The organism is Faecalibacterium sp. BIOML-A1 (genome assembly GCF_009679715.1).
In the GTDB taxonomy this organism is placed as follows: domain Bacteria; phylum Bacillota; class Clostridia; order Oscillospirales; family Ruminococcaceae; genus Faecalibacterium; species Faecalibacterium taiwanense.
Genome location: NZ_WKZJ01000002.1, coordinates 352473 through 377897, shown reverse-complemented (window position 1 = coordinate 377897; position 25425 = coordinate 352473). Strand labels below are relative to the sequence as shown.

The following is a 25425-nucleotide window of genomic DNA, read 5'->3' as shown; positions in this document are numbered from 1 at the left end:
TTCCCGGTTCTCTGCCTGTTCAAAGTGGTTCAGATCCCGATTTTCCGGAATTACAGGTACTTCTTCACATCGTGGGGCAGTGCAGCCTCGTCAGCGCTGACGGTAACAGTCACCTTCACGCTGTCGCCTGCAATGGCTGCCATCTCGTCCAGCACAACGCCCAGACGGTTGATGTCATGATCCAGCACCTTCAGGATGCCGTCAATGTACAGGTCGGTGATATCGTAGTTGCTTGCCATCAGGCCGGCAACAAAGCCGTACAGCATTTCGCCGCCGGAGATCTTGTACTCGTCCAGGTCGATCAGACGTGCAGCAGGAGCGATGTCGTAGGTGAGCTTCATGCCCTTTTCAACGACGACCACGTTGCCCTTGGAGGTCTTGACCGCATCATTGATCTGGTCGATCATAGCCTTGGTCTTGCCGGAGCCCTTGGTACCAACAATCAGTTTAATCATAGTTCAGTCCTCCTGTATTTTCCACGCCTTGCGGCGGGAGATCATTTTTATTTACTTCAGCTTTGCTTCCAGCTCGGCGGTCAGGCCTTCGTAGCCCGGCTTGCCCAGCAGAGCAAACATATTCTTTTTATAGCTCTCAACGCCCGGCTGGTTGAAGGGATTGACGCTGAGCAGATAACCGCTGCAGGCACATGCACGCCAGAAGAAGTAGATCAGGTAGCCCACATTGTAAGCGGTCAGGTCGTCCACCTCGATCAGCACTTCGGGCACGCCGCCGTCGGTGTGTGCCAAAATGGTACCCTCCATGGCCTTGCGGTTGACAACGCTCATGTTCTGGTTTGCCAGGAAGTTCAGGCCGTCAAAGTTGCCTTCCAGCGGGTCGATGAACAGATCCTGTGCAGGCTTCTTCACGTCCACGATGGTCTCGAACATGGTGCGGGAGCCTTCCTGAATGAACTGACCCATGGAGTGCAGATCGGTGGAGAAGATGCAGCTTGCGGGGAACAGGCCCTTGTTGTCCTTGCCCTCGCTCTCGCCGAACAGCTGCTTGTACCACTCGTTCATCAGGGCGAAGTCCGGCTCGTAGCATTCCAGAATTTCAACGCTCTTGCCCTTGCGGTACAGGATGTTGCGGATGGCAGCATACTTGTAAGCGTCGTTGTCCTTGCTCAGAACGGAGAAGCGCTCCATGGAATCGGCAGCGCCCTTCATCAGGTCGTCGATGCTGATACCGGCAGCAGCAATGGGCAGCAGGCCCACAGCGCTCAGCACGGAGTAGCGGCCGCCCACGTCGTCGGGGACCACGAAGGTGGGCCAGCCCTGTGCGTCGGCCAGCTGCTTCAGGGTGCCCTTGGCACGGTCGGTGGTGGCGTAGATGCGCTTGTTGGCTTCTTCCACGCCCATCTCCTTTTCCAGCAGTTCACGCAGTACGCGGAATGCCAGAGAAGTCTCGGTGGTAGTGCCGGACTTGGAAATGACGTTGATGGAGAAGCGCTTGCCCTTGCACAGGCTGATGATGTTGTTCAGGTAGGTGGGGCTGATGCTGTTGCCACAGAAGTAGATCTTGGGGCCATTTTCCAGCTCGTTGTGGAACTGGCCCTTGACGGCCTCGATGACAGCGCGTGCGCCCAGATAGCTGCCGCCAATGCCGGCCACCACCAGCACATCGGAATCCTCGCGGATCTTTGCGGCGGCTTCCTTGATGCGGGCGAACTCTTCCTTATCATAATCACGGGGCAGATACATCCAGCCGAGGAAATCATTGCCCGGGCCGGACTTTGCTTCCAGCTGGTTATGGGCAGCTTCCACCTGCGGATAGATGGCTGCATATTCCTCTTCGCTGATAAAGCTGGAGAGGTGTTTTGTGTTCAGTGCGACGCTCATTTTATTATAACCTCCAAACGATTTGCCGGGCCTTTGCCCTGCGAGGAAATATCTTGGTATAAGTGTACCGTTCCCTCCGGGCAAAGTCAAGGTCAAAATCCTTGGATTTCATACAATTTTAATAGTGTTTTTTTGTTTCTTCATCCAGAATTGTTCACACAGACAGTTCCACGCAGCTTACCGCAGCGCGCTTTTGTACGCTGAAGCGTGCATTCAGCTTTCGCAGCCGGTCAAAGCGTCCCACAACAGGCCGAATGCGGTGCCAAAGTCCATTTTTTCAGCATCGGCAGTGGCGCGCACCTCGTACTCGCCCAGTTGGGTCTCCCCGCTCAGGATGCGCACCGTGCCAACGGTCTGGCCCAGCTGCACCGGTGCTTCCAGCTCCTGCGGCAGATCCAGCTGCGCGGTGAGAGCGGCGGCGCTTTCCTTGGGCATCAGCAGCGTTTCGGGCAGAGCGGTGTAGTCCAGCGGTACGCTTTCCTCTGCACTGCCCTTTACTTTTATAAGAAGAGGCCGGTCCTCCATGGCGGGCAGCGGCACGGCGGCGTAGGCCGCAAAGCCGTAGTCCAGCAGGGTGGTGGCCGCTGTGAACCGCTCCGAGCTGGAGAGCGACCCCAGCACCACGGCGATGAGGTCCAGCCCGTCGCGGGTGGCGCTGGCGCTGATGCACACGCCCGCGCCGCTGGTGGTGCCGGTTTTCAGGCCGGTGATGCCGTTGTAACGCTTGAGCAGCTTGTTGGTGTTCACCAGCTGGGTGGCACCGCCGCGCAGGGTGTCCGTCCAGATGCCGGTATAGTGCAGCACCTCCGGGCAGGTGTTCAAAATCTCGCGGCTCATGATGGCAACATCGTGGGCGGTGGAAAGATGCCCTTCGGTGTCCAGCCCGCAGGCATTGTGGAAGGTGGTGTTCACCATGCCCAGTTCTGCGGCGCGGGCGTTCATCATCTGCACAAATCCCGGCTCGCTGCCGCCCACCAGCTCTGCCACAGCCACAGCGGCATCATTGGCAGAGGACACACAAATGGCTTTGATCATCTCGTCCAGCGTGAACTGCTCCCCCGGCTCCAGCCAGATCTGACTGCCGCCCATGTGGTAGGCGTGTTCACTTACCGGCACCAGCGTGTCCATGGCAATGCGGCCGTCGTGCACGGCTTCAAAGGTGAGCAGCAGGGTCATTACCTTGGTAATGGATGCAATGGGCATCTGCTGGTCGGCGTTCTTTTCATATAATATAGTGCCCGTCTGCTGATCGATCAGGCAGGCGGCGCGGCAGGGCAGCTCCAAGGCAGGCTGTGCCGCCGCGGGCTGCACCGGCTGGGTCTGGTCTGCAGCCGCCTGCACCGCCGGGTTTTGCTGCCGCAGCCCATTGCCCTGCGCCGTGCCAAAGGCCAGCGCAAACAGCCAGAAGCACACCACCCCTGCACACAAAAGCGCCAAGTTTTTCCGCTCCATTTCGGTCCCTCCCTGCGCAATATCTCTTGCTGAGAGAGTATGCAGGGGCCTTTTTGTTTAGAATATCCTGCGCCCGCACCGCAGCCTGCATTTTTTATTTTGTCTTTTTCTACAAAAGGGCTTGACTTTTGCCCACCTTATAGTGTAAATTGGAGATGGCCCAAAAAGGCTGTATTGCTTCATTTGTGGAATTATTTTTTAGGAGGATACTATTATGATTCTGTCTCGTCGTTCTTTCCTGAAGATGGCTGGTCTGACCGTTGTTGCTGCTGCAGGTGCTTCCATGTTCACCGGCTGTGGTGCTTTCTCCACCACTCCTATCAAGGTAGTCGCCGCTAAGGATTCTACCAAGGAGTTCCAGGCTGCTGTTGCAGAGCTGAACAAAAAGAAGCTGGTCGTATGGCCTGCTGATGCAAACGGCGCTTATCTGAACAGCTTCCTGATGCCCAATCTGGCCGCTAATGGTCTCTCCGGCTTCGCTGTGGAAAAGGCCGAGTATAAGACCGCTAAGGACGCAGAGACTGGTAAAGAGTACAAGTATCTGGAAGTCACCGTTAAGTCCACTAAATAATTTTTCTAAAGTTCTCTTTGAGAGACGGGCGTTTGCCCGTCTCTTTTTGTTTTGCCCGCTTTCCAGCAAAAAAGTGCCTGCTGCTGTGCATCCGGTCTTGCGCCGCACCGCCGCTGTGATATATAATAAAGAGCAATGCAAACACCACCCCGTTTTTTGTCGAAAGGATACCCCCTCATGCGAGTTTGTTTTTATACCCTTGGCTGTAAGGTCAACCTGAACGAGACCGGCGCGCTGGAACAGATGTTCCGCGCCAACGGCTTTACCATTGCGCAGGAGAACGAGCCTGCGGATGTTTTTGTGGTGAACAGCTGCACCGTGACCAACTTTGGCGACCAGAAAAGCCGCAAGTGGCTGCGCCGCAAAAAGCGCGAGAACCCCGGTGCGGTCACGGTGCTTACCGGCTGCTACCCGCAGGCTTTCCCGGAGGAAGCCGCCCAGTTCACCGAGGCCGACCTTGTGTGCGGCAACGGCGACCGCAAGGCCATTTTAGATAACGTTCTCAAGCTGCTGGACGGCCATGAGCGCATTGTGGCCATCACGCCCCACCAGCGCGGCGAAAAATTTGAAGAGCTGCCCGTGGAGCGGTTCGAGACCCACACCCGTGCCTTTATCAAGGTAGAGGACGGCTGCAACCGTCAGTGCGCCTACTGCGTCATTCCCCGCGCCCGCGGCCCGGTGCGCAGCCGCGACGAAGCCAGCATCCTTGCCGAGCTGCGCCAGCTGGCGGCTTCCGGCTACCGCGAGGTGGTGCTCAGTGCCATCTCCCTGCCCAGCTATGGTCTGGATACCGGCACCAACCTTGTGGAGCTTGTGGAGCACTGCGCTCAGGTGGAGGGCATCCAGCGCATCCGTCTGGGCAGTCTGGACCCGGATATGCTCACGCCGGAGTTCATCACCCGCCTTGCCGCCGTGGAAAAGCTCTGCCCGCAGTTCCACCTGAGCCTGCAGAGCGGCTGCACTGCCACCCTGCGCCGGATGCGCCGCGTTTACACTGCCGAGCAGTATGCACAGGTGGTGGACCAGCTGCGCGCCGCCTACGGGGAGCGCCCGGTCAGCTTTACCACCGACTGCATCTGCGGCTTTCCCGGCGAGACGCAGGCCGATTTTGAAGAGAGCTGCGAATTCCTCAAGAAAATCGGCTTCCTCAAGGTACATGTGTTCCCCTACTCCCGCCGCAGCGGCACCCCGGCCTACGACTTCCCGGAGCAGGTGCACGAGCGGGAAAAGCAGGAGCGCAGCCGCGTGATGAACGGCATTGCCGAGGAGGTGCGCCGCGAAGTGCTGGCCGCCTATGTGGGCACCGAGGACGATGTGCTGCTGGAGACCCCGCTTTCCGGCACGCTGTTCACCGGCTACACCCGGCTGTACATTCCGGTGGTGGTGTCCGCCCCCGGCCACGAAAGCGGGCAGATCGTGCATGTACGCTTGGGCGAATACGACGGCGAGCGTGTGCGTGCAGCACTTTGCTAAGTTTACGCGCTTAAAACTGTTGATTCTGTACACGAGGACGAATACAACAAATTTTTAACAAATTTTGCGTTTTATCCCTTTTCATCCGGCACGCTTTATGCTAAAATGAAGGTGGATCATCCCGGGCACAGCGCTGTTTGCAGCAGTGCGTTACCAATGTGCCCTGTAACGCGCCCTGCGCGGCAGAACGCTGTCGGCAGCCGGGTGCTGCCCGTTTGTTTTTAGCAAAGCAAGGAGAGAATTGGAATGAGTTTCAGAGGAATCAATACCACGGTCATCCAGATCCGCCGTCAGGTGTTCACCGAGGTGGCACGCATGGCTTACGCCAACGTCAAGGGCGAGCAGGCCAACCACCTGATGCGCAAGATCCCCTACACCATCATCCCCGGCGAGGAAGGCAAGCTGCGCAAGGACATCTTCCTGGAGCGCGCCATCGTTGAGGAGCGCGTGCGTCTGGCCATGGGCCTGCCCACCCGCCGCATGGACGAGCACAACAGCGTCGTCTCCGGTCTGGAGGATGCATCCATCGCCGATAAGTATTATGATCCCCCGCTGGTGAACGTGATCAAGTTTGCCTGCAACCGCTGCCCGGAAAAGCTGGTCAAGGTCTCCGACCTGTGTCAGGGCTGCCTTGCCCACCCCTGTATGGAAGTGTGCCCCAAGAAGGCCATCACATGGGAGAGCGGCCGTTCCATCATCGATCAGGACAAGTGCATCAAGTGCGGCCGCTGCGTCGGCGTGTGCCCCTACAACGCCATCGTCAAGACCGAGCGTCCCTGCGCTGCAGCCTGCGGCATGGGTGCCATCCACTCCGATGAGCTGGGCCGTGCCGAGATCGATTACAGCAAGTGCGTTTCCTGCGGCCAGTGTCTGGTCAACTGCCCCTTCGGTGCCATTGCCGACAAGGGCCAGATCTATCAGCTGATCCAGGGCTTCAACCGCGGCGACCGCATCTACGCGCTGGTGGCTCCCGCCTTCATCAACCAGTTCCCGGGTCTGGCTTCCACCGGCAAGCTCAAGGCCGCCCTGAAGGCCGTCGGCTTCTACGATGTGGTGGAAGTTGCCATTGGTGCCGACCTGTGCACCGTGGACGAAGCACACGACTTCCTGGAGGAAGTGCCCGAGAAGCTCAGCTTCATGGCAACTTCCTGCTGCCCGGCATGGAGCATGATGGCAAAGACCGCTTTCCCGGATCTTGCCAAGAACATCTCCATGACCATGACCCCCATGGTGTTCACCGCCCGCATGATGAAGCAGAAGGACCCCGAGGCCCGTATGTGCTTCATTGGACCCTGCGCCGCAAAGAAGCTGGAAGCTTCCCGCCGCACCGTCCGCTCCGATGTGGACTTCGTGCTCACCTTTGAAGAGCTGGCCGGTATCATCGAGGCCAAGGATGTGGACACCAGCCTGCTGGAAGTGGACGAGGCCGAAGCTCTGCACGCTGCATCCGCAGCAGGCCGCGGCTTTGCACAGTCCGGCGGCGTTGCCAAGGCTGTTGCCGATAAGATCAAGGAATGGCACCCGGATATGGATGTCAAGATCGCATCCGCACAGGGCCTTGCCGAATGCAAGAAGCTGCTCATGCTGGCCAAGGCCGGCAAATACAACGGCTACCTGCTGGAAGGCATGGGCTGCCCGGGCGGCTGCATCGGCGGCGCAGGCACCATTGCCGACCCCGCACGCACGGCCATCCAGCTGAACAAGTACGTCAAGGAAGCTCCCTTCGCCGACCCGGAGCAGAGCCCCTTTATGAGCGAGATCCATGTGCTGAAGGACGACCCCGACTTTGAACTTTAAGCGCTGATTTTTCAAGAACCGCTTCTCCTGCCGGAGGGGCGGTTCTTCGTCATCTTTGCCCACCATATTTTATCAATGTGCAACATTTCTGTGAAAGCTTCACGAAGCGGATTGACAATTTTGCACAGCCATGCTATTTTAGCATTGACAAACCGGTATTACCGCAATTGTTCAACGCCGCCTCTGTGGCAGGAAAGGCAGATCATTCATGACGAACACTTATAAGCGCGTAAGCGCCGCCCTGCTCTCAGTGCTGCTGCTGTGCATGTTCACCTTTGGTGCAAGCGCTGCTTCCAGCCTGAACGTAGGCATTAAATTCTGGAAAGAAAGATCCGATAAGGAATCCATGGCCAACACCGGCATCGATGCCAGCCGTGATGTCACCCTCACCCGCCAGTCCAACGGCACCTACACGCTCACCCTGCCCATCCAGCAGGTAAGCAAGATGGGTGTCACCGGCTATCTGTCCGGCCTGACCATTGGTGATGTGACCTATACCGGCACCGTCTCCGGCGATGTTGCCAAGGGCACCGGCGTGCTCACCATCAAGAACATGCCCGCCTCGGTGCTGACCGGCAGCGATGTGAACAAGGCACTCACCGTTACCTGCAACATTCAGATGGATCTGAGCGTGCTTGGCGAGATCAACACCGCGGCCCGCATGTGCATCTGGAACAAGTAAGCTTTTTCAAGCAAAGAACGGCGTTCCCCACCGGAACGCCGTTCTTTGCTTTTATCACTCCATGTGCTTTTCCACAAAGTCGCCAACCATTTTGTCCAGCTGCAGCACAGCGTTCTCGGCACCCTTCATCACCTTGCGGGTGGTGCGGCGCAGCTGGCGCTGGTTCTGGGTGGCGGCCATCACGCCCACGGCACCCAGTGCCGCCCCCGCGGCCATGCCAAGCAGCATCCCGGAAGAACTGGTGGATTCATGTTTCATAGTAAAACTCCTTTCGGTGAAAAAGATCCGGTCTCCGGTGTTATTATTTCCTGTAAACTATTTGGTATCCGCTTTTTTTATGCAGAAATTTGTGGTATACTGTTCTACGATGTTTTAATGGGCGGGTGTGCCCGGCTAAAAAGCGCACTGCTCATTCCGCATACTGGTAAGGAGGTTCCTTATTTGATACACCCTGTTGAACCCAAAAAAGTCCTTTGCATCCACGATCTTTCCGGCATGGGCCGCTGCAGCCTTGCAGTGATCCTGCCGGTGCTGTCGGTCATGGGCGTGCAGCCGGTAGCCCTGCCCACGGTGGTGCTTTCCACCCACACAGGCGGGCTTGGCACACCTGCACGGCTGGACGGCTGCGCCTACGGCGAACAGGCGCTGGAGCATTACCACGCGCTCGGCGTGGAGTTTGACTGCATCTATACCGGCTATCTGGGCGGTGAGGATCAGGTGGCACTGGCCGAAAAAGCCTTTGCCCTCTGGCCCGCAGCCAAAAAGATCGTTGACCCGGTCATGGGCGACAACGGCAAGGCTTACTCCACCGTAACGCCTGCTTTGATCGACCGCATCCGTGCACTGTGCGGTGCTGCCGATCTGATCCTGCCCAACTACACCGAGGCACAGATCCTGCTGCAGCGCCAGCCGCAGACCGAGCTGCTCACCGATGAAGCTGCACAGGCTCTGGCTGATGAGCTGACCGCTCTGGCCCCCGGGGCTGTCGTCACCGGCCTGCCACTGGGCAAATACATCGGCTGTGCAGGCAGCGGAAAAGACCGCTTCCTCATCAAAAAGCTGCACATCAGCCGCAGCTTTCCCGGCACCGGCGACCTGTACGGTGCGGTGCTCATCGGCTCGCTGCTGCAGGGCAACGCCCTGAGTGCCGCCGCCGACAACGCTGCCGAGTTCGTGGCGCTTTCCATCCAGAACACGCCCGCCGCGCAGGATACCCGCTACGGGGTCTGGTTCGAGCCGCTTCTGCCGCGCCTGTGCCCGGCAAGCTCGGCAGAATAAGGGGAGGTACACCGATGAACGAAAAGCCAACCTTGAACATCGTTCTGGTGGAGCCGCGCATCCCGCAGAACACCGGCAATGTGGCCCGCACCTGTGCCTGCACTGCCTGTCGGCTGCATCTGGTAGGCCCCATGGGCTTTGCCATCGATGATAAAAAGCTCAAGCATGCGGGTCTGGATTACTGGCACTACCTCGACATCAGCTATTACGACAGTCTGGACGAGTTCTTTGCCAAAAACAGCGGCCCCTATTACTATTTTACCACCAAGGCACCGCAGCGCTACACCGATGTGAGCTACCCGGACGGTGCATACCTCGTGTTCGGACGCGAGGATGCCGGCCTGCCCGAAGCCTTGCTTGCCGCCAATCAGGAGCACTGCATCCGAATGCCCATGCGCGACACCTGCCGCAGCCTGAACCTTTCCAACAGCGTGGCCGTGGGCGTGTATGAGGTGCTGCGTCAGTGGGACTTTCCGGAGCTTTTGGACCACGGACACTTACGAGACTACGAATGGAAATGAGGGACATTATGAGCAAGATTGCGATCCTGACCGATTCCTCCTGTGATATCCCGCAGGAGATGGCCGAAAAATACGGCATCGACATCATGAGCTTCCACATCCTGCTGGACGATGTGGACTACGTGGAGCGTGAAAGCTGCACCAACACCGAATTTTACGATAAGATGCGTGCCGCTAAGGGCGTGCCCTCCACTGCCGCCATCACCCCCATCCAGTTCTGCGAAAAATACTGCCAGTACGTGGACGAGGGCTATACGGATGTCATTCATGTACCCATCAACAAATCCGGCTCTTCCACCTACAATAACGCCCTCATGGCACAGGGGATGCTGCGGGAAGAGCGCCCGGAGCACCACTTGAAGATCCATCTGCTGGACCCCCACACCTATTCCATGGTGTTCGGCTGGTATCTGTGCGAAATGGCCCGCAAGCTGAAGAACGGTGCAGAGATCAGCCATGTGATCCGGGAGTTTGAAAAGCAGATGGACTGCATGGAGATCGTTCTGGGCCCCTACAGCCTGAAGCAGATGAAAAAGAGCGGACGCATCTCTGCCGCTGCTGCTGTTATGGGCGAGCTGATGGGCATTCGTCCCATCATCACCCTGATCGACGGCAAAACCAAGGTGGAAGCCAAGGTACGCGGCGATGACAAGGTGGTGCCCGCCATGGTGGAGCTGTGCAAACAGCGCAGCGAAGGTGTGGAGAACTTTGATTATATGATTGGCCACACCAACATCCCGCAGACCGCCGATCTGGAAAAGGCCTGCCGCAAGGCCTTTGGCAAGCCGCCGCTGCTGGTGTTTGAGCTGGGCGGTGTCGTTTCCGCAAACACCGGCCCCGACACGGTGGCTCTGGTATACACCGGACACCCCAGAGGGTAACACACGATTTTAATAGCCTCCGCTTTCGCTCTGGCTATTTCAGCGGTAATTTTATTTTTATTTTGAGGTTCCGAAAAGCCTGCGGGCTTTTCGGAACCTCTTTTTCACCGGAAGGGTCCAAACCAAAAACTGCATCTGTACCTGATTCTGCGAAAATTCGTTGCAATCTGCCAAAAATTATGCTATACTGCCTTTTGCTGTGCTTTTTGTGCGGCATCCTTTCAGAGCAACTTAGGATTTTAGGCTCCCCGGCGTGTCTCGAACCATGCCGGGCCAAACCCACAGGGGCTGGCGGCCCTGTGCGGTCAAAATCATCCCGCTGGAGTATTATCATGAATCAGAATCCTTCCGTCCGTAAACTGGTGCGCTGCGGCGTGGTCGCAGCCATTTATGTTGTTCTCTGCATGGCTCTGCAGCCGCTCTCCTATGGTGCGGTACAGGTGCGTGTGGCTGAGGCGCTCTGCCTGCTGCCGGTGTTCGGTGCTGAGTACATTGCCGGTGTGGTACTGGGCTGCTTTTTGGCGAACCTGCTGGGCTCCACCATCGTGGATGTCATCTTTGGCACCCTTGCCACCCTGCTGGCCTGCCTTGTCACCTACAAGCTGCGGAACATCCGCATCAAGGGTCTGGCTGTGGCGGCTTCCCTGCCGCCGGTGCTGTTCAATGCCGTGATCATCGGCATTGAGATCGCCGTCATGTTCCCGGACCCCACCTCCAGCGCTCCCATCTGGCTGGCCTGCATCACCAACGGCATCTCCGTAGGTATCGGCGAGCTCATCAGCTGCACCGTTCTGGGTGTGCTGCTGGTGAAGATCATCGAGAGCAGCAAGGCCCTGCGCAAAATTTTTGCAGCTTAATGACCGCAAGGAGGTTTCCATGCAGGCAAACGGAATGATCTTCTGGGACTGGAACGGCACTTTGATGGATGATGTTGATTTCACCCACAGCTGTCTCAACTGGATGCTGGAGACCCACGGTTATCCGCAGCGATACGATCTTGCCGCTTACCGGGAAATTTTCGGTTTTCCCATTGAGGAATACTACATCCGCGCCGGTTTCAACTTTGCAAAGCACCCTTATGCAGAGCTGGCCGAGCGCTTTATGGAACATTATAATGCAGGTGTGGATGCCTGTTTCCCCTCTGCACACGCTGCCGAAACGCTGGCCGAACTTTCGCGCCGGGGCTGGCGGCAGAGCGTGCTTTCCGCCTCCCGCCGGGACTACCTGATCGAGCAGGTAGCCGCACGGGGCCTGCAGGGCTATTTTACTGAGTTGCTCGGCCTTGCAGACATCTATGGCGTAAGCAAAGTGCAGGTGGGCAAACAGTGGCTTGCACAAAGCGGCATCTCCCCTGCTGCCTGCGTGATGGTGGGCGACACCCAGCACGATGCCGAAGTTGCAAAGGCCCTTGGCACAAAATGCGTGCTCTACACCGGCGGCCACCAATCCCGCGCGCGGCTCGAGGCTGTGTGCCCGAATGTCATCGACGATCTGGCACAGCTGCCGCAGCTGCTGGAAATCTTATAATGTACACCTGACCACTTCTGATTTGCAAAAATCAGAAGTGGTTTTTGTTTTAGCTGGCTCGCCCTCTCAGTCTCGCATTCGCCCGCCAGCTCCCCCAAAGGGGGAGCCTCTGGCGAAACCGGAAACTTTGCGTGGATTGCCAAGGCCTCCCACTTTGGGGGAGCTGGATGCAACCAGCGGGAGCAGACGGAGAGGGCGAGGCTGTTCGCCTCCACCACATATCTTTTCCTTTTATGAACCCTCTTCCAGCGCAAATTTACAGAAAATTCATTCAAAATCCGGCTAAAATAACCTTGCAGGTTTGACGCGTCTGCCGCTTTGGTGTATCATATATGTGTGTATTTATGTCTATCTCCGGGAAGCATTTTCCCGAATTTGATCTATGAGGTGTTACCAATGTCCCTTGTTGAAAAACTCTTTGGCAGCTTCTCGGACCGGGAGCTGAAAAAGATCAACCCCATTGCCAAGCAGGTGCTGGCTCTGGAAGAAAAATATGCCGCCATGCCGGATGCCGACCTGCAGGCACAGACCGCTGTGTTCAAGCAGCAGCTGGCCGACGGCAAGACCACCGATGATATCCTGCCCGATGCCTTTGCCGTCTGCCGCGAAGCCGCATGGCGCGTGCTGGGCATGAAGCACTTCCCTGTGCAGGTCATCGGCGGCATTGCCCTGCACCGCGGCGATATTTCCGAGATGCAGACCGGTGAAGGCAAGACTCTTGTGGCTACCCTGCCCGCCTACCTGAATGCCCTCACCGGTGAGGGCGTGCATGTTGTCACCGTCAACGATTACCTTGCCAAGCGCGACAGCGAGTGGATGGGCAAGCTCTACCGCTGGCTGGGCCTTTCTGTCGGCCTGATCGCACAGGGCATGGACGGCGATGCACGCCGCGCCGCCTATGCTGCCGACATCACCTACGGTACCAACAACGAGTTCGGCTTCGACTACCTGCGTGACAACATGGTGACCTACAAGGCCAACATGGTGCAGCGCGGTCACGCCTATGCCATCGTCGATGAAGTGGACTCCATCCTGATCGATGAAGCCCGCACGCCCCTGATCATTTCCGGCCGCGGCGAGGATTCCTCCAGCCTGTACACACAGGTGGACCGCTTTGTACGCACCCTGCGCAAGAGCGTGGTGGTAGAGCTGGAAGATAAGGTCTCTACCGACGAGCAGACCGACGGTGATTACGTCGTGGACGAAAAGCACAAGACCTGTACCCTGACTGCCAGCGGCATCAAGAAAGCGGAAGCCTACTTCAAGGTCGAGAACCTTGCCGCCGCCGAGAACATGACTCTTGCCCATCACATCGATCAGGCCATCAAGGCTTACGGCGTGATGCAGCGGGACATCGATTACGTGGTCAAGGATGGTCAGGTCATCATCGTGGACGAGTTCACCGGCCGTCTGATGATCGGCCGCCGCTACAACGAAGGCCTGCATCAGGCCATCGAAGCCAAGGAGGGCGTGAAGATCGCCGCCGAGAGCAAAACGCTGGCTACCATCACCTTCCAGAACTACTTCCGCATGTACAAAAAGCTGTCCGGTATGACCGGTACCGCCAAGACAGAAGCCACCGAGTTCACCGAGATCTACGGCCTGAACATCGTTACGGTGCCCACCAACCGCCCCCGTCAGCGCATCGATTATCCGGATGCCATCTACAAGACGGTCAACGGCAAATACAATGCCGTTATCCAGCAGGTGCTGGAATGCCACCAGAAGGGCCAGCCCGTGCTGGTGGGTACGGTCAGCGTGGAAAAGAGTGAGACCCTTGCCAAGATGCTGCAGAAGTACACCCGCGACTTCAACGTGCTGAACGCAAAGAACCACGAGCGTGAAGCCGAGATCGTGGCGCAGGCCGGCAAAAAGGGTGCCATTACCATTGCCACCAACATGGCAGGCCGTGGTACTGATATCATGCTGGGCGGCAACGCCGAGTTCATGGCCAAGGCCCAGATGCGCAAGGAACATTTCTGCGAAAACCTGCTGAACCCGGAAAAGCCCGAGGATGCCGACCCGGCTGCAGTGGAAATGCTGCTGACCGAAGCCAACGGTCACGGCGATACCGAGGATGCCAACATCCTTGCTGCCCGCAAGCGCTTCGATGAGCTGTACGCCCAGTGCAAGCCCCAGATCGATGCCGAAGCTGAGCAGGTGCGCGCTGCAGGCGGCCTGTTCATCATCGGCACCGAACGCCACGAGAGCCGCCGCATCGACAACCAGCTGCGCGGCCGTGCCGGCCGTCAGGGCGACCCGGGTGCTTCCCGCTTCTACCTGAGCCTGGAAGATGACCTGATGCGCCTGTTCGGCGGCGACCGCGTCTCCAGCCTGATGGATACCCTCAAGATCGATGAGGACACTCCCATCGAGAACCGCATGATCACCAACACGCTGGAAAGCGCCCAGAAAAAGCTGGAAGGCCGCAACTTCGAGATCCGCAAGAACGTGCTGAAGTACGACGACGTGATGAACCAGCAGCGCGAGATCATCTATGGTCAGCGCCGCAAGGTGCTGGATGGCGAGGATATCAGCACCGAAATGCACAAGATGCTGCGCGAGAACATCGATTCCAGCTGCGACCAGTTCCTGGCCGGTGATGTGAAGGACGACTGGGACTTTGGTGCCCTGCGCCGCCACTATCTGGGCTGGCTGACCACCGAGGAAGACCTCCACTACACCGTGGCCGACTTTGACGATATCTCCCGCAAGGGCATTGCCGACCAGCTCTATGACCGCGGCATGAAGATCCTCGCCGACAAGGAGCAGCGCTACGGTACTCCCATCATGCGTGAGCTGGAGCGCATCTGCCTGCTCAAGTGCGTGGACCGCATGTGGATGGACCACATCGACAACATGGACCAGCTGCGTCAGGGCATTGCGCTGCGCGGCTACGGCCAGAAGGACCCCGTTGTGGAGTACCGCATCGAGGGCTTTGACATGTTCGACCAGATGGTGGATTCCATCCGTGAGTCCAGTGTGAAGATGCTGCTGACCATCGAGATCCGTCAGGCCGGTGCTGCCCCCAAGCGTGAGCAGGTGGCAAAGCCCACCGGCGAAGGCTTTGTGCCCGGCAACGGTGCACCCGGTGCCAAGGGTGCACCCCACGGCCAGCCTGTGCGTGTCATCAAAATTGGCCGCAACGACCCCTGCCCCTGCGGCAGCGGCCTGAAGTGGAAAAAGTGCACCTGCGCCAAGTACCACCCGGAAGGCACATCGACGAACGAAAACTAAGTAAAAAACCTCTCAGGCTCTGCCATAAGGCAGGGTCTGGGAGGTTTTTGATAAAATAGAGGGAGTTGATTTTGGAATGATCACACCAGAAAAACTGCTCGAATCCGCAAAGGAGCTGGAAACCCAGCTGCGCACATGGCGGCGCACCCTGCACCGCCACCCGGAGGTAGGCTTTGACCTGCCCGAGACAAAAGCGCTGGTCAAAAAAGCCCTGACCGAGATGGGCTATGCCCCGCAGGACTGCGGCAAGTGCGGCGTACTCGCGCTAGCGGGCGGCAAGCGCCCCGGCAAGACCATCCTGCTGCGCGGTGACATGGATGCTTTGCCCATTCAGGAAGAATCCGGTGAGGAGTTTGCTTCCGAGATCCCGGGCCGGATGCACGGCTGCGGCCACGATATGCACACCGCCATGATGCTGGGTGCGGCAAAGCTGCTCAAAGAACACGAGGACAAGATCGAGGGCACCATCAAGCTGGAATTCCAGCCTGCAGAGGAGATCTTTCAGGGTTCGCTGGACATGCTGAAAAACGGCCTGCTGGAAAACCCGAAGGTGGACGCTGCCGTGATGTTCCACGTTCTGGCCGGGATGCCCCTGCCCGTTGGCACCGTGCTGGTGCCGGGCGGCGGCATCACCATGGCAAGCTGTGAGCAGTACCACATCACCGTACACGGCAAGGGCGGCCATGGCTCCATGCCCAACGCCTGCATCGACCCCATCACCGCAGCGGCCCACATCCACATTGCCCTGCAGGAGATCAACAGCCGTGAGCTGGACCCCGCCAAGTTTGGCGTGTTCACCACGGGCCGGTTTGAAGCTGGCAAGGCATCCAACGTCATCCCGGATTCTGCCGATATGTGGGGCACTATCCGCACGGTGGACCCCGAAGGTGCCGTGAGCGAGCAGATCCACCAGCGCATGACCGAGATCGCGCAGGGCGTGGCGGCAGCCTATCGCTGCACTGCTGATGTGGAGTTCAGCGACCACTGCCCCTGCATGGTGGTGGATACGCCTCTTGCCAAGAATGCCCTGACCTATATGACCGAACTGCTGGGCCGTGGTGCCATGGATATGACCGTCCTCACCGGCGGCAAGCCCGGCGGCGGCAGCGAGGACTTTGCCTTTGTCAGTCATGAAGTGCCTACCGTGAGCATGTTCCTCTCCGCCGGAAATGCCAAGGAGGGCTATGTTTACGGCCAGCACCACCCCAAGGTGCGCTTTGACGACAGCGTGCTGTACGAGGGCTCTGCGGCCTATGTTTATATGGCTCTGCGCTGGCTGAGCGACCACAAGGCATAACCATTTAGAATAGCCGCCATTTCATTCTGGCTATCTTCAGCGGAAAATTTATTATTTATTTGAACCTCCGAACAATCCGCGGATTTTCCGGAGGTTCTTTTTCACGGATGGGTTCGGAGCAGCACACTGCATCTCTTAAAAAAACGCCTTTATAAACAAAAAATCCCGGAAGGTTCGCACCCTCCGGGGTCTTTTTTATATCAGTTTTGCCCCCGCATGGGGCAGGCTGTCGGCACCAAGGCTCTGCAGTCTCTGCGGCAGGGCGGCGAGGTCGCCGCCGGTGTAATACCACGCAGCGGCAAACGCGGCCAGTGCCAGAATCAGCAGAAAAATCAGGGCATTCCGCACCCTGTGCCGTTTGCGCGGCGCTGCTGTCGGTGCATCCGGCTCCGGCTTGTCCGGCAGGCGCTGCGCCGTCAGGGCATCTGCCGGGATGGCCCTGCCGTATTTTTGCCAGCTTGTCCCCGCCGCCTGCGGCAGACCGGAGGCCGCCCGGCGGATCATATCCAGCAGCCACAAAGCAGGCGTATCTGCATTGGCCACTGTGCGCACCCAGCAGCCTTTCCGGCTGCCCAGAAACAGCACCGTGTCCTCGGCGCGCTCCAGACACCCGGCTGCAAAGTCTGCACCCACAAGGCGCTGCGCTGCCCGCACACGGGTAAGCTTTGCCGGCACCGGCCCGCCCTTGACCCGGCAGACCTTTGCACTCAGCTTTTCCCGCACCTTTGCATCGGCATAGCTCATGGCTCCAAAATCAAACACTTTTTCTGCGCCGGCCACCGTTTCCATCCGGGCTTCCAGCAGAGTGCCTGCGTCGGCATCGCAGCACACCAGCAGCCTGTGGTGCGTTTCCAGCGCCTGCACCGCTGCATGAACAAGGGTCATCTCCCCTTCTCCATAGAGCTCTGCCGCAAAGCGGCCGTTCAGGGCCTTGCGGGCCTTTTCCAGCCCGGCAGGCGTTTCGGCCTGCAGGGCCGCAAGCACCTCTGCCCCACGGCCACGGCACTGGGCAGCAAGTCCTGTCTGCTGCACTGCCTGTTGTACCTCCCACAGCGGTGCGCCAAACAACCGCAGCACACAGGTGGTCTGCGTTTTTTCTTCGTGTATCAACTGCTTCACCCCCGCGGCCCGGGGCCGCTCGTATTAACCCTTGAGGAAGGTGCTGTCCAGTGCCGTCAGAGCTGCAGCATCATGCCGGGCGCTTTTTGCCAGTGCCTGTGTATCTGCAGGAACTTTGCCCTGAGCCAGACGCAGCGCCAGTTCCAGTGCCGCCTGTGCCGCGCGGGCACGCACCAGCGCACGGTCGGGGCGGGAGACGAAGAGCTTTTTTACATAGACGGTCTCACCGCAGGCCGCACCCAGATACACCGTGCCCACCGGGCGGACGGCATCGCCGCCGTTGGGGCCGGCCAGACCGGTGACGCTGACAGCGATATCGGCCCCGGCAGCTTCAGCTGCGCCCAGTGCCATCTGTGCTGCCACCGGTGCGGACACCACATTGTACTTTGCGATCGCCGCCGGGTCTACGCCGATCATCTTTGCCTTGGCCTGCTCCCAGTAGGTAACAAAGCCGAAGCCGAACACCTCACTTGCACCGGACACATTGGTCAGCCGCTGGGCGATCATGCCGCCTGTGCAGCTTTCTGCCGTGGCAATGGTGAGCCCCTTTTTCTTCAGGGTGTGCACCAGAGTCTCTTCCAGACCGGTCACATCCTCATCATACACCGCATCACCCAGCAGATCATAGAACTTTGTGGCGTATGCGCGGCACATTTTTTCGGCTGAACTGTCGGTTTCTGCCCGGGCCGTGATGCGGATCTCGCATTCGCCGGTTTTGCAGTAGATGGCGGCGGTGGGGTTTGCATTTTCCAGCAGATGCCGCACACGGTATTCAATAGCGCTTTCACCGCCCAGCACCCGCAGCGTTATGGAATGCAGGGTGCAGTTCTGGCGGGCCAGCAGCAGCGGGCGCACGCTCTCCTCCCACATGGCCTTCATTTCGTGAGGCACACCGGGCATCAGCACAGCGCAATGGCCATCCTGCTCGAACCATGCCCCGGGGGCAGTACCGTGGTTATTGATGATCTTGTGGCCGTGCACCGGCACCATGGCCTGCTTGCGGTTGTTGGGGGTAGTCTTGCGCCCGGTGCGCGTGAAGAAATCCACGATCTTCTGCCATTCTTCCGGGTCAAAGGCCAGCGTGTCGCCGTAGCAGCCGGCAACCGTCTCCTTGGTCAGGTCGTCTGCGGTGGGGCCAAGCCCGCCGGTAAACACCAGCAGGTCGCACCGCTGCTTTGCTTCGTTGACAAAATCTGCCAGACGGTCGTGGTTGTCGCCGATGGTGCTCTCGCGCTGGACCGTAATGCCCAGTGCCGCCAGCTCGCGGCTCAGATACTGGGCGTTGGTGTTCAAAATGTTGCCGAGCAGCAGCTCGGTACCCACACTGATGATCTCTGCTGTCATGGATAAATCAACCCTCAAATTCTACCTGATCGGTGATACGGATGCGGATGCGCTCGGCGTTCTCTGCGGCTTCGGCTTCCAGCGCGGCAAGACCGGGCATGGCGGCTTCGGCTTCCAGAATTTCGGCCAGCTCCGGGCGGATCTTCGGATGCGGCGGGGTGAAGATGGTGCAGCAGTCCTCATAGGGCAGAATGCTGGTCTCAAACGTGTTGATGTGGCGGGCCGTCTCCACGATCTCGGTCTTGTCCATGCCGATGAGCGGGCGCAGGATGGGCAGGTCCTGCGCAGCATCGGTGCACTGCAGAGCTTTGACGGTCTGGCTGGCCACCTGAGCCAGACTCTCGCCGGTAACAAGGGCTTCGCAGCCCTGCTTCTTGGCAATGACATTGGCAATGCGCATCATGCTGCGGCGCATCAGCACCGTGAACAGCACATCCGGAGCATTATCCCGGATGTACTCCTGCGGCTTGGTGTAGGGCACGACGAACAGATTGGAGCTGCCCGTATAGATGCTGGTAAGCTGCGCCAGTGCCTTCACCTTGAGCTTTGCGCGCTCCGAAGTGTACGGCGGAGACGCAAAATGGATGTGGTCCAGAGCCAGACCGCGCTTAGCCATGCGGTAAGCCGCCACCGGGCTGTCGATGCCGCCGGACAGCATGTTCAGTGCACGGCCGCTGGTGCCCACGGGCAGGCCGCCCTCACCGGGCACCTTGGGGCCGTGGATGTAGGCACCGTAATCCCGAATTTCTACGATCACCTTAAAATCCGGGTTATGCACATCCACCTTGAGGTAGTTGTGTTTGCCCAGCAGATAGGCACCCAGTTCCCGCATCAGTTCAGGGCTGGTCATGGGGTAGGTCTTGTCGGAGCGGCGCGCTTCCACCTTGAAGGTGCGGATGCCGTGCAGGCTGGTGCCCAGGTAATCCTCAGCGGTCTGGCAGATGGTGTCAAAGTCCTTGTCGCAGACCACGGCGCGGCTGAGTGCCGCAAGGCCGAACACCTTGCTCACCCGGTCAAAGGCAAGATCCATGTCCACATCCTCTTCCTCGGGTTCCATGTAAAAGGTGGACTGAGTGCAGTAGACCTTGAACTTGCCCACGGTCTTGAGCCGGTAGCGCAGAATTTTCATCATCGCCGACTCGAACTGGTTGCGGTTGAGGCCTTTCAGGGACATTTCACCCTGATAGCCCATGATAATTTCATGCATAAATGTTGTATCTCCTAGGTTACGATTTAACATGGCCTCCGCTTACGCTCTGGCCATTCTCAGCGGAAATTTTAATATTTATATTTGTGTTCTGGAAATGACTGCGGTCATTTCCAGAACACTTTTTCACGGGCAGGGTCGTAACGGTCAGCGGCATCCATCCTCCTATTCGCGAAAGTATCCTGACGAAAAATACAGAGGAACAATTTGTTGCATCTGCCGGTCCGGACCCCTTCCGTAAAAATGCGTTTGGAGTGCCCCGCAGGGCACGACAAACGCCCTAATCAGAATGATCCTTCCTCTAAACATGGCCAGAGCAAAGCGGCGGCCATTCCAGATGGTCCTGCCTGTGGAATCACTTCCGGATCCTCTGCAAGCTCTTCATTCCGTCCTCAAAGCGGTTGAGGAAAGCATCCACATCCTCCGGGGTGTTGTCGCCGCAGAAGGACACGCGGATGGCCGTGTCGATGGCAAGCGGGTCTTTGCCCATTGCCGCCAGCGTATGGCTGGGCTGGCCGCGGCCGCAGGCACTTGCCGAGGAAACATACACCTGTGCTTCGGCCAGCCATGCCAGCATGGTCTCGCTCTTGATGCACATCTCGCTGAAGTTCAGCACCTCGGGCACCGCGTTTTCCGGGCTGTTGAGCTCCACCTCCGGAAAGGCCTTCAGGCCGTCTCGCAAACGCTGGTTCAGGGCCTTCATAGCGGTGTCACGGCTCTTCATGGTCTTGGCAAGACGGGTGGCGGCTGCGGCAAGACCCATGGCGTAGGGCAGGTTTTCGGTGCCCGGGCGCAGGCCGCGCTCCTGCTCACCGCCGAGGTACGGCGGCCGGAACGCCTGCACCAGACGGTCAGAAAGATACAGCGCGCCAATGCCCTTGGGGGCGTGGATCTTGTGGCCGCTCACCGACAGGGTGTCAATGTTGTCCAGTTTGATGGGCACACGCATCCACGCCTGCACCGCATCCACATGGACGATGGTGCGGCTGTTGCGGCGCTTGACCTCGGCGGCAAGGCGTTCCACATCGTTGCGGGTGCCTACCTCGTTGTTCACCATCATGCAGGCCACAAGGATGGTGTTTTTGTCCACATGCTCCAGCATCCGGTCCATGTCCAGTGTGCCGTCCGGGCGGGGTTTGATCACCGTGACATCATAGCCCTGCTTCGCCAGCTCTTCCAGCGGGCGCTGGACGCTGGGGTGCTCAAAGCCGGACACCACGATGCCCTTGCCGAAAGTGCGGGTGCGCACCGCGCCCAGCAGGGCCAGATTGTTGCTCTCGCTGCCGCAGGAGGTAAAGTACAGCTCCTTTGGCTTGCAGCCCAGTGTACGGGCCACAGCGGCACGGGCGGCGTTCAGCGCTTCCTCGCTGCGGGCACCGGGGCCGTACAGGCTGGACGGGTTTGCCCAGTGTTCCCGCATGGCCTTGTCGATGACATCCGCCACCTCGGAAGCCACCATGGTGGTAGCGGCGTTATCCAGATAATGCAATTCAGGGTTTTGCAGCATAAAAGGGATTCCTGCTTTCTGTTTTTATAATAATCCAGTTTAATTATAGCACAGAAAGCTGTAGAACGCAAAATATTCGCGTTTGCGAGCGCAGCGCAGCAATGAAAGCCCCAGTGGGGCTTTTAAGCGACAGAACGGTCTTGCGCAGCAAGATGGAGGGGCCTCGCCCCGACAAGTTCGTATATGTTTTTCCTTGACAAACACCCCGGCATTGTGCTATCTTTACTGCATAGAGACCGTATCTCTGCTGACGGAACCTTGTGGAGCACCACAGTGCAGGGATGGCGGGAGAGTCAATGCCGACCGTCTGGGCAGCCTTGCGCAATTGCTGCGCAAAGCTGCCTTTTTTGTTGTCGGAAGTTGTTTTTATAAGCAGGGTGCGTTGAATGGCGGGATTTTTTGTCCGCAGACAAGGTGATTTTTCGCAGCAATCCTGACGGATTGCAAGGGAAAGCAACGCAGGATGCAAGCAAAAAGGCCGTTCAGGCGGCGTGCAATGCTTGTAGAAACGACTTCCAAAGGAGGATGTCTGATGAAAACCGATATCGAGATCGCACAGGAAGCCAAAATGAAACCCATCACCGAGATCGCCGCCCAGCTGGGCCTTTCCGATGAGCACGTGATCCCCTATGGCCGCTACAAGGCCAAGATCGATCACCGCCTGATCCACGATGCCAAAAAACAGGGCAAGCTGATCCTCGTCACCGCCATCAGCCCCACCCCGGCGGGCGAGGGCAAAACCACCACCAGCGTGGGTCTGGCCGATGCCATGAACGCTCTGGGCAAAAAGACCATGCTCTGCCTGCGTGAGCCCAGCCTTGGCCCGGTGTTCGGCGTCAAGGGCGGTGCTGCCGGCGGCGGCTACGCACAGGTGGTGCCCATGGAGGACATCAACCTGCACTTTACCGGCGATCTGCACGCCATCGGCACAGCCAACAACCTGCTGGCTGCCATGATCGACAACAGCATCCAGCAGGGCAACCCGCTGAACATCGACCCCCGCCGCATCACATGGAAGCGCTGCATGGACATGAACGACCGCCAGCTGCGGTTCATCGTGGACGGTCTGGGCGGCAAGGTGAACGGCACTCCCCGCGAGGACGGCTTTGATATCACCGTTGCCAGCGAGGTGATGGCAATTTTCTGCCTTGCCACCAGCATTTCCGATCTGAAGGAGCGTCTTTCCAAGATCGTATGCGCCTACACCTACGACGGCAAGCCCGTCACTGCCGGTGAGATCGGTGCTGCCGGTGCCATGACCGCCCTGCTGAAGGACGCGCTGGACCCGAACCTTGTACAGACGCTGGAAAACAACCCCGCCATCATCCACGGCGGTCCCTTTGCCAACATCGCCCACGGCTGCAACAGCGTGCTGGCTACCAAGCTGAGCCTTTCTCTGGCCGACTATACCATCACTGAGGCCGGTTTCGGTGCCGATCTGGGCGCAGAGAAGTTTTTGGATATCAAGTGCCGCTACGCCGGTATCGCTCCCTCTGCCTGCGTGCTGGTGGCCACTGTGCGTGCCCTCAAGAGCCACGGCGGCGTGGCAAAGGCCGACCTGAGCCAGCCCAACCTCGAAGCCGTCAAGGCCGGTGCATCCAACCTCATCCGCCACATCGACAACCTGAAAAATGGCTTCGGCCTGCCGGTGGTGGTCGCCATCAATGCCTTCCCCACCGATACCGCCGAAGAGCAGGCTTATGTGGAGCAGGTGTGCGCCGAGCAGGGTGTTCCCTGCGTGCTGAGCGAAGTATTCGCCAAGGGCGGCGAAGGCGGCAAAGCTCTGGCCGAGAAGGTGCTGGAGGTGCTGGAGGATCGTCCCATCCAGTACACCTACCCGCTGGAAATGCCCCTGAAGGACAAGATCAACGCCATCGCCACCAAAATTTACCGGGCCGACGGTGTGAACTACAGCGCCGCCGCCAGCAAGACACTGGCCGAGCTGACTGAGATGGGTTACGGAAACCTGCCCGTGTGCATCGCCAAGACCCAGTACAGCTTCAGCGACAACGCAAAGCTCATCGGTGCCCCCACCGGCTTTACCATGGAGGTGCGCGAGGTGCGCCTTGCTGCCGGTGCAGGCTTTGTGGTGGTCATCTGCGGTAATATCATGACCATGCCGGGCCTGCCCAAGAAGCCCGCCGCTGTGGGCATCGATGTGGATGCCAACGGCAAGATCACCGGCCTGTTCTAAGTTTCAAGTAAAAAATAAGAGGTTCGCTCAGTGAACGAACCTCTTATTTTTTATCCTTCTGTGTGGCTGCACAGATAATCCGTCCATACGGCATACCCGGCAGGTCTCAGATGGTAGCCGTCCGGCTGGGCGTAGCTTTCGTTCAGGTCGCCGTTTTCATCTGCCAGCACTTCCCACAGGTTGAGAAAATAGCAGTTCTTTTCCAGCGCAATGGCTGCCAGCTCATTGTTGATCTGGCACAGGCGGTCGCGGTTCAAGCCCTCATGGCCGGACTTCTGGCATACTTCCGGCCGCACCGGCGTGATGGACTGCACATAGATCTTTGCATTTGGCAGTGTCTGGCTCAGCATGTCCAGCATCAGCCGGTAATAGGTCAGAAAGCTGCTATAATCGGTATCGCGGCCCAGCACGTTGGTGCCCAGCAGAACATAAATGGCTCTGGGCTGCTGGGCGGTCAGCGCTTCCAGCGGCACCTCAGCCACGCCGTCGGCGCGCTTGCAGGTGGTGCCGTTGACGATCACGTTCGGCCCAACACCCTTGTACGCACAGAACATGGCGTTCTGCATTCCTTCTTCGTACAGCTGCATGCCCTGCGTCAGGCTGTCGCCCACAAAGCTCACGTCATTGAACCATTCCTTGCCCACAGCCGTGCTGCTCTTTGGCAGCGCCGCCATACGGAAATCCAGCGCAGTGGCCGCGCTGTCTGCAAGCGGCTGCACCGTGAGCTGCCGCGCCACCGCGTAGGAGGCCGTGTTCCAAGTATTATCCTGTGTTACCTCCTGCAGGATGGTGTTCTGCCCAACGCCGGAGGGCCGCTGTTCCCGGTGCAGGCTCTTCCACAACATCCCGATGGCTCCCACCAGCAAAAGCAGCAGCAGCAACGCTGCCGCCATGAACCGCCTGCGCCAGCGTTTGCGCAACACGCGCCGCCGGTATTCCTGATAGTCTGCCATGCTGTCTCCCTCACTTTTCTGCCCGGACTATGCTGCGGGCTTTCTCGTTCTTAGTATACCATATCTGTGCATTCCGGCAAGACCCGTTTTCTGCCAGAGTGCCTAAAATTGCAGATTCTTTTGCACGCAGGCATGCCATTGTGTGCAAAAAGCCCGCCTTCTATCGGGTCAAAAGCTTGCATCCTGTACCATAGATGTGTTATACTGAACTGAACTACTATTGATAGGGAGGCTTTCACGATGGCATTTACTCCAAAACTGACTTATAAAGGCAAGCCCCTCGTCCGCAAGGACAATGAGCTGTACTACGGCAATATGACCGACCCATATGTGCTCTATCTGCAGATCACGACCACCAAGCCTGTGGGCGACCAGCAGATTGCAGACAAGGTCCACCTGATGCTGCTCTCTACCGACACCACCAAGGCTCCGCAGGAGCGCGTGATGCGTCAGACTACCAAGATCGGCCTGTACAACGCTTTGGACATCGGCAGCATCTGGCTGCAGAAGGCAAACGCACAGTAAACAAAAAAGACCGCTGCACCGG

The 25425-nt window shown here is 58.5% G+C and carries 22 protein-coding genes and 2 riboswitches; of the genes, 13 read left to right on the top strand and 9 right to left on the bottom strand.

Annotation, left to right across the window (positions count from 1 at the left end; translation table 11 throughout):
- Positions 1-50: 50 nt before the first annotated feature.
- The 3 genes from GKG36_RS04180 to GKG36_RS04170 all read right to left on the bottom strand — a co-directional run bounded on the left by GKG36_RS04180 (position 51) and on the right by GKG36_RS04170 (position 3290).
- Entirely contained in the window at positions 51-455 is a 405-nt protein-coding gene (locus GKG36_RS04180) for a hypothetical protein (RefSeq protein WP_005944262.1), read from the bottom strand.
- 51 nt (positions 456-506) lie between these two features.
- Positions 507-1838: a glucose-6-phosphate isomerase gene (locus GKG36_RS04175; protein ID WP_097775285.1), complete on the bottom strand. Its 1332-nt coding sequence runs from the start codon at positions 1836-1838 to the stop codon at positions 507-509.
- A 213-nt stretch (positions 1839-2051) separates the two neighbouring features.
- Positions 2052-3290, bottom strand: coding sequence for a D-alanyl-D-alanine carboxypeptidase family protein (locus GKG36_RS04170; protein WP_154259337.1), 1239 nt, complete (start codon positions 3288-3290; stop codon positions 2052-2054).
- A gap of 214 nt (positions 3291-3504) precedes the next feature.
- Here GKG36_RS04170 and GKG36_RS04165 point away from each other — a divergent pair, with 214 nt between their 5' ends.
- From GKG36_RS04165 to GKG36_RS04150, 4 genes are all read left to right on the top strand, one after another.
- The gene (locus tag GKG36_RS04165; RefSeq protein WP_154259336.1) at positions 3505-3861 is read left to right on the top strand and encodes a twin-arginine translocation signal domain-containing protein; all 357 of its coding nucleotides are present in this window, start codon (positions 3505-3507) and stop codon (positions 3859-3861) included.
- A gap of 177 nt (positions 3862-4038) precedes the next feature.
- Positions 4039-5334: a tRNA (N(6)-L-threonylcarbamoyladenosine(37)-C(2))-methylthiotransferase MtaB gene (gene mtaB / locus GKG36_RS04160; RefSeq protein ID WP_097775282.1), complete on the top strand. Its 1296-nt coding sequence runs from the start codon at positions 4039-4041 to the stop codon at positions 5332-5334.
- Between the two features lie 246 nt (positions 5335-5580).
- The gene (locus tag GKG36_RS04155; RefSeq protein ID WP_120080052.1) at positions 5581-7131 is read left to right on the top strand and encodes a 4Fe-4S dicluster domain-containing protein; all 1551 of its coding nucleotides are present in this window, start codon (positions 5581-5583) and stop codon (positions 7129-7131) included.
- 208 nt (positions 7132-7339) lie between these two features.
- The gene (locus GKG36_RS04150) at positions 7340-7813 is read left to right on the top strand and encodes a pilin (RefSeq protein WP_097775281.1); all 474 of its coding nucleotides are present in this window, start codon (positions 7340-7342) and stop codon (positions 7811-7813) included.
- Positions 7814-7867: 54 nt separating this feature from the next.
- Here GKG36_RS04150 and GKG36_RS04145 read toward each other — a convergent pair whose 3' ends face one another.
- Entirely contained in the window at positions 7868-8071 is a 204-nt protein-coding gene (locus GKG36_RS04145) for a hypothetical protein (protein WP_044954007.1), read from the bottom strand.
- A gap of 183 nt (positions 8072-8254) precedes the next feature.
- Between GKG36_RS04145 and GKG36_RS04140 the strand changes: the two genes are divergently transcribed.
- The 7 genes from GKG36_RS04140 to GKG36_RS04110 all read left to right on the top strand — a co-directional run bounded on the left by GKG36_RS04140 (position 8255) and on the right by GKG36_RS04110 (position 16554).
- Positions 8255-9091 (top strand): bifunctional hydroxymethylpyrimidine kinase/phosphomethylpyrimidine kinase, encoded by an 837-nt coding sequence (locus tag GKG36_RS04140; RefSeq protein ID WP_242702906.1) that lies wholly within the window; start codon positions 8255-8257, stop codon positions 9089-9091.
- A gap of 14 nt (positions 9092-9105) precedes the next feature.
- Positions 9106-9612, top strand: a complete 507-nt coding sequence (locus GKG36_RS04135; RefSeq protein WP_005944287.1) for a tRNA (cytidine(34)-2'-O)-methyltransferase — start codon at positions 9106-9108, stop codon at positions 9610-9612.
- A complete protein-coding gene (locus GKG36_RS04130) occupies positions 9603-10493 on the top strand; it encodes a DegV family protein (protein WP_005944288.1) in 891 nt (296 codons plus the stop codon). Before GKG36_RS04135 ends, GKG36_RS04130 begins: the two co-directional genes overlap by 10 nt.
- A 224-nt stretch (positions 10494-10717) precedes the next feature.
- Positions 10718-10818: riboswitch (PreQ1-III riboswitch) on the top strand.
- 7 nt (positions 10819-10825) lie between these two features.
- The gene (locus GKG36_RS04125) at positions 10826-11350 is read left to right on the top strand and encodes a QueT transporter family protein (RefSeq protein ID WP_005944292.1); all 525 of its coding nucleotides are present in this window, start codon (positions 10826-10828) and stop codon (positions 11348-11350) included.
- A gap of 19 nt (positions 11351-11369) precedes the next feature.
- Entirely contained in the window at positions 11370-12020 is a 651-nt protein-coding gene (locus tag GKG36_RS04120) for an HAD family hydrolase (protein ID WP_154259334.1), read from the top strand.
- A gap of 396 nt (positions 12021-12416) precedes the next feature.
- On the top strand, positions 12417-15257 hold the full coding sequence (gene secA, locus GKG36_RS04115) for a preprotein translocase subunit SecA (RefSeq protein WP_154259333.1): 2841 nt from the start codon (positions 12417-12419) through the stop codon (positions 15255-15257).
- Between the two features lie 76 nt (positions 15258-15333).
- Positions 15334-16554, top strand: coding sequence for a M20 family metallopeptidase (locus GKG36_RS04110; RefSeq protein WP_120080042.1), 1221 nt, complete (start codon positions 15334-15336; stop codon positions 16552-16554).
- A gap of 195 nt (positions 16555-16749) precedes the next feature.
- Here the strand turns inward: GKG36_RS04110 and GKG36_RS04105 are convergent, their stop codons facing one another.
- The 4 genes from GKG36_RS04105 to GKG36_RS04090 form a co-directional block, all read right to left on the bottom strand.
- Entirely contained in the window at positions 16750-17673 is a 924-nt protein-coding gene (locus GKG36_RS04105; protein ID WP_242959995.1) for a hypothetical protein, read from the bottom strand.
- Positions 17674-17697: 24 nt separating this feature from the next.
- The gene (locus GKG36_RS04100) at positions 17698-19017 is read right to left on the bottom strand and encodes a competence/damage-inducible protein A (protein ID WP_154259332.1); all 1320 of its coding nucleotides are present in this window, start codon (positions 19015-19017) and stop codon (positions 17698-17700) included.
- Between the two features lie 7 nt (positions 19018-19024).
- Entirely contained in the window at positions 19025-20224 is a 1200-nt protein-coding gene (gene thiI / locus GKG36_RS04095) for a tRNA uracil 4-sulfurtransferase ThiI (RefSeq protein ID WP_154259331.1), read from the bottom strand.
- Between the two features lie 355 nt (positions 20225-20579).
- Entirely contained in the window at positions 20580-21731 is a 1152-nt protein-coding gene (locus tag GKG36_RS04090) for a cysteine desulfurase family protein (RefSeq protein WP_154259330.1), read from the bottom strand.
- Between the two features lie 233 nt (positions 21732-21964).
- Positions 21965-22051, top strand: a riboswitch (ZMP/ZTP riboswitch).
- A gap of 212 nt (positions 22052-22263) precedes the next feature.
- Between GKG36_RS04090 and GKG36_RS04085 the strand changes: the two genes are divergently transcribed.
- Positions 22264-23925: a formate--tetrahydrofolate ligase gene (locus tag GKG36_RS04085; protein WP_154259328.1), complete on the top strand. Its 1662-nt coding sequence runs from the start codon at positions 22264-22266 to the stop codon at positions 23923-23925.
- Positions 23926-23975: 50 nt separating this feature from the next.
- Here GKG36_RS04085 and GKG36_RS04080 read toward each other — a convergent pair whose 3' ends face one another.
- On the bottom strand, positions 23976-24878 hold the full coding sequence (locus tag GKG36_RS04080) for a GDSL-type esterase/lipase family protein (RefSeq protein WP_154259326.1): 903 nt from the start codon (positions 24876-24878) through the stop codon (positions 23976-23978).
- 240 nt (positions 24879-25118) lie between these two features.
- On the opposite strand from GKG36_RS04080, the gene GKG36_RS04075 reads away from it, so the two are divergent.
- Positions 25119-25403, top strand: coding sequence for a hypothetical protein (locus tag GKG36_RS04075; RefSeq protein WP_154259324.1), 285 nt, complete (start codon positions 25119-25121; stop codon positions 25401-25403).
- Positions 25404-25425: the final 22 nt, after the last annotated feature.

Coding starts and splice junctions, on each gene's coding strand:
- GKG36_RS04100 (WP_154259332.1), bottom strand. CDS start 19,017: ATGACAGCAGAGATCATCAGTGTGGGTACCGAGCTGCTGCTCGGCAAC.
- GKG36_RS04085 (WP_154259328.1), top strand. CDS start 22,264: ATGAAAACCGATATCGAGATCGCACAGGAAGCCAAAATGAAACCCATC.
- GKG36_RS04090 (WP_154259330.1), bottom strand. CDS start 21,731: ATGCTGCAAAACCCTGAATTGCATTATCTGGATAACGCCGCTACCACC.
- GKG36_RS04170 (WP_154259337.1), bottom strand. CDS start 3,290: ATGGAGCGGAAAAACTTGGCGCTTTTGTGTGCAGGGGTGGTGTGCTTC.
- mtaB (WP_097775282.1), top strand. CDS start 4,039: ATGCGAGTTTGTTTTTATACCCTTGGCTGTAAGGTCAACCTGAACGAG.
- GKG36_RS04135 (WP_005944287.1), top strand. CDS start 9,106: ATGAACGAAAAGCCAACCTTGAACATCGTTCTGGTGGAGCCGCGCATC.
- GKG36_RS04145 (WP_044954007.1), bottom strand. CDS start 8,071: ATGAAACATGAATCCACCAGTTCTTCCGGGATGCTGCTTGGCATGGCC.
- secA (WP_154259333.1), top strand. CDS start 12,417: ATGTCCCTTGTTGAAAAACTCTTTGGCAGCTTCTCGGACCGGGAGCTG.
- GKG36_RS04165 (WP_154259336.1), top strand. CDS start 3,505: ATGATTCTGTCTCGTCGTTCTTTCCTGAAGATGGCTGGTCTGACCGTT.
- GKG36_RS04150 (WP_097775281.1), top strand. CDS start 7,340: ATGACGAACACTTATAAGCGCGTAAGCGCCGCCCTGCTCTCAGTGCTG.
- GKG36_RS04075 (WP_154259324.1), top strand. CDS start 25,119: ATGGCATTTACTCCAAAACTGACTTATAAAGGCAAGCCCCTCGTCCGC.
- GKG36_RS04130 (WP_005944288.1), top strand. CDS start 9,603: ATGGAAATGAGGGACATTATGAGCAAGATTGCGATCCTGACCGATTCC.
- GKG36_RS04080 (WP_154259326.1), bottom strand. CDS start 24,878: ATGGCAGACTATCAGGAATACCGGCGGCGCGTGTTGCGCAAACGCTGG.
- thiI (WP_154259331.1), bottom strand. CDS start 20,224: ATGCATGAAATTATCATGGGCTATCAGGGTGAAATGTCCCTGAAAGGC.
- GKG36_RS04175 (WP_097775285.1), bottom strand. CDS start 1,838: ATGAGCGTCGCACTGAACACAAAACACCTCTCCAGCTTTATCAGCGAA.
- GKG36_RS04110 (WP_120080042.1), top strand. CDS start 15,334: ATGATCACACCAGAAAAACTGCTCGAATCCGCAAAGGAGCTGGAAACC.
- GKG36_RS04125 (WP_005944292.1), top strand. CDS start 10,826: ATGAATCAGAATCCTTCCGTCCGTAAACTGGTGCGCTGCGGCGTGGTC.
- GKG36_RS04155 (WP_120080052.1), top strand. CDS start 5,581: ATGAGTTTCAGAGGAATCAATACCACGGTCATCCAGATCCGCCGTCAG.
- GKG36_RS04180 (WP_005944262.1), bottom strand. CDS start 455: ATGATTAAACTGATTGTTGGTACCAAGGGCTCCGGCAAGACCAAGGCT.
- GKG36_RS04120 (WP_154259334.1), top strand. CDS start 11,370: ATGCAGGCAAACGGAATGATCTTCTGGGACTGGAACGGCACTTTGATG.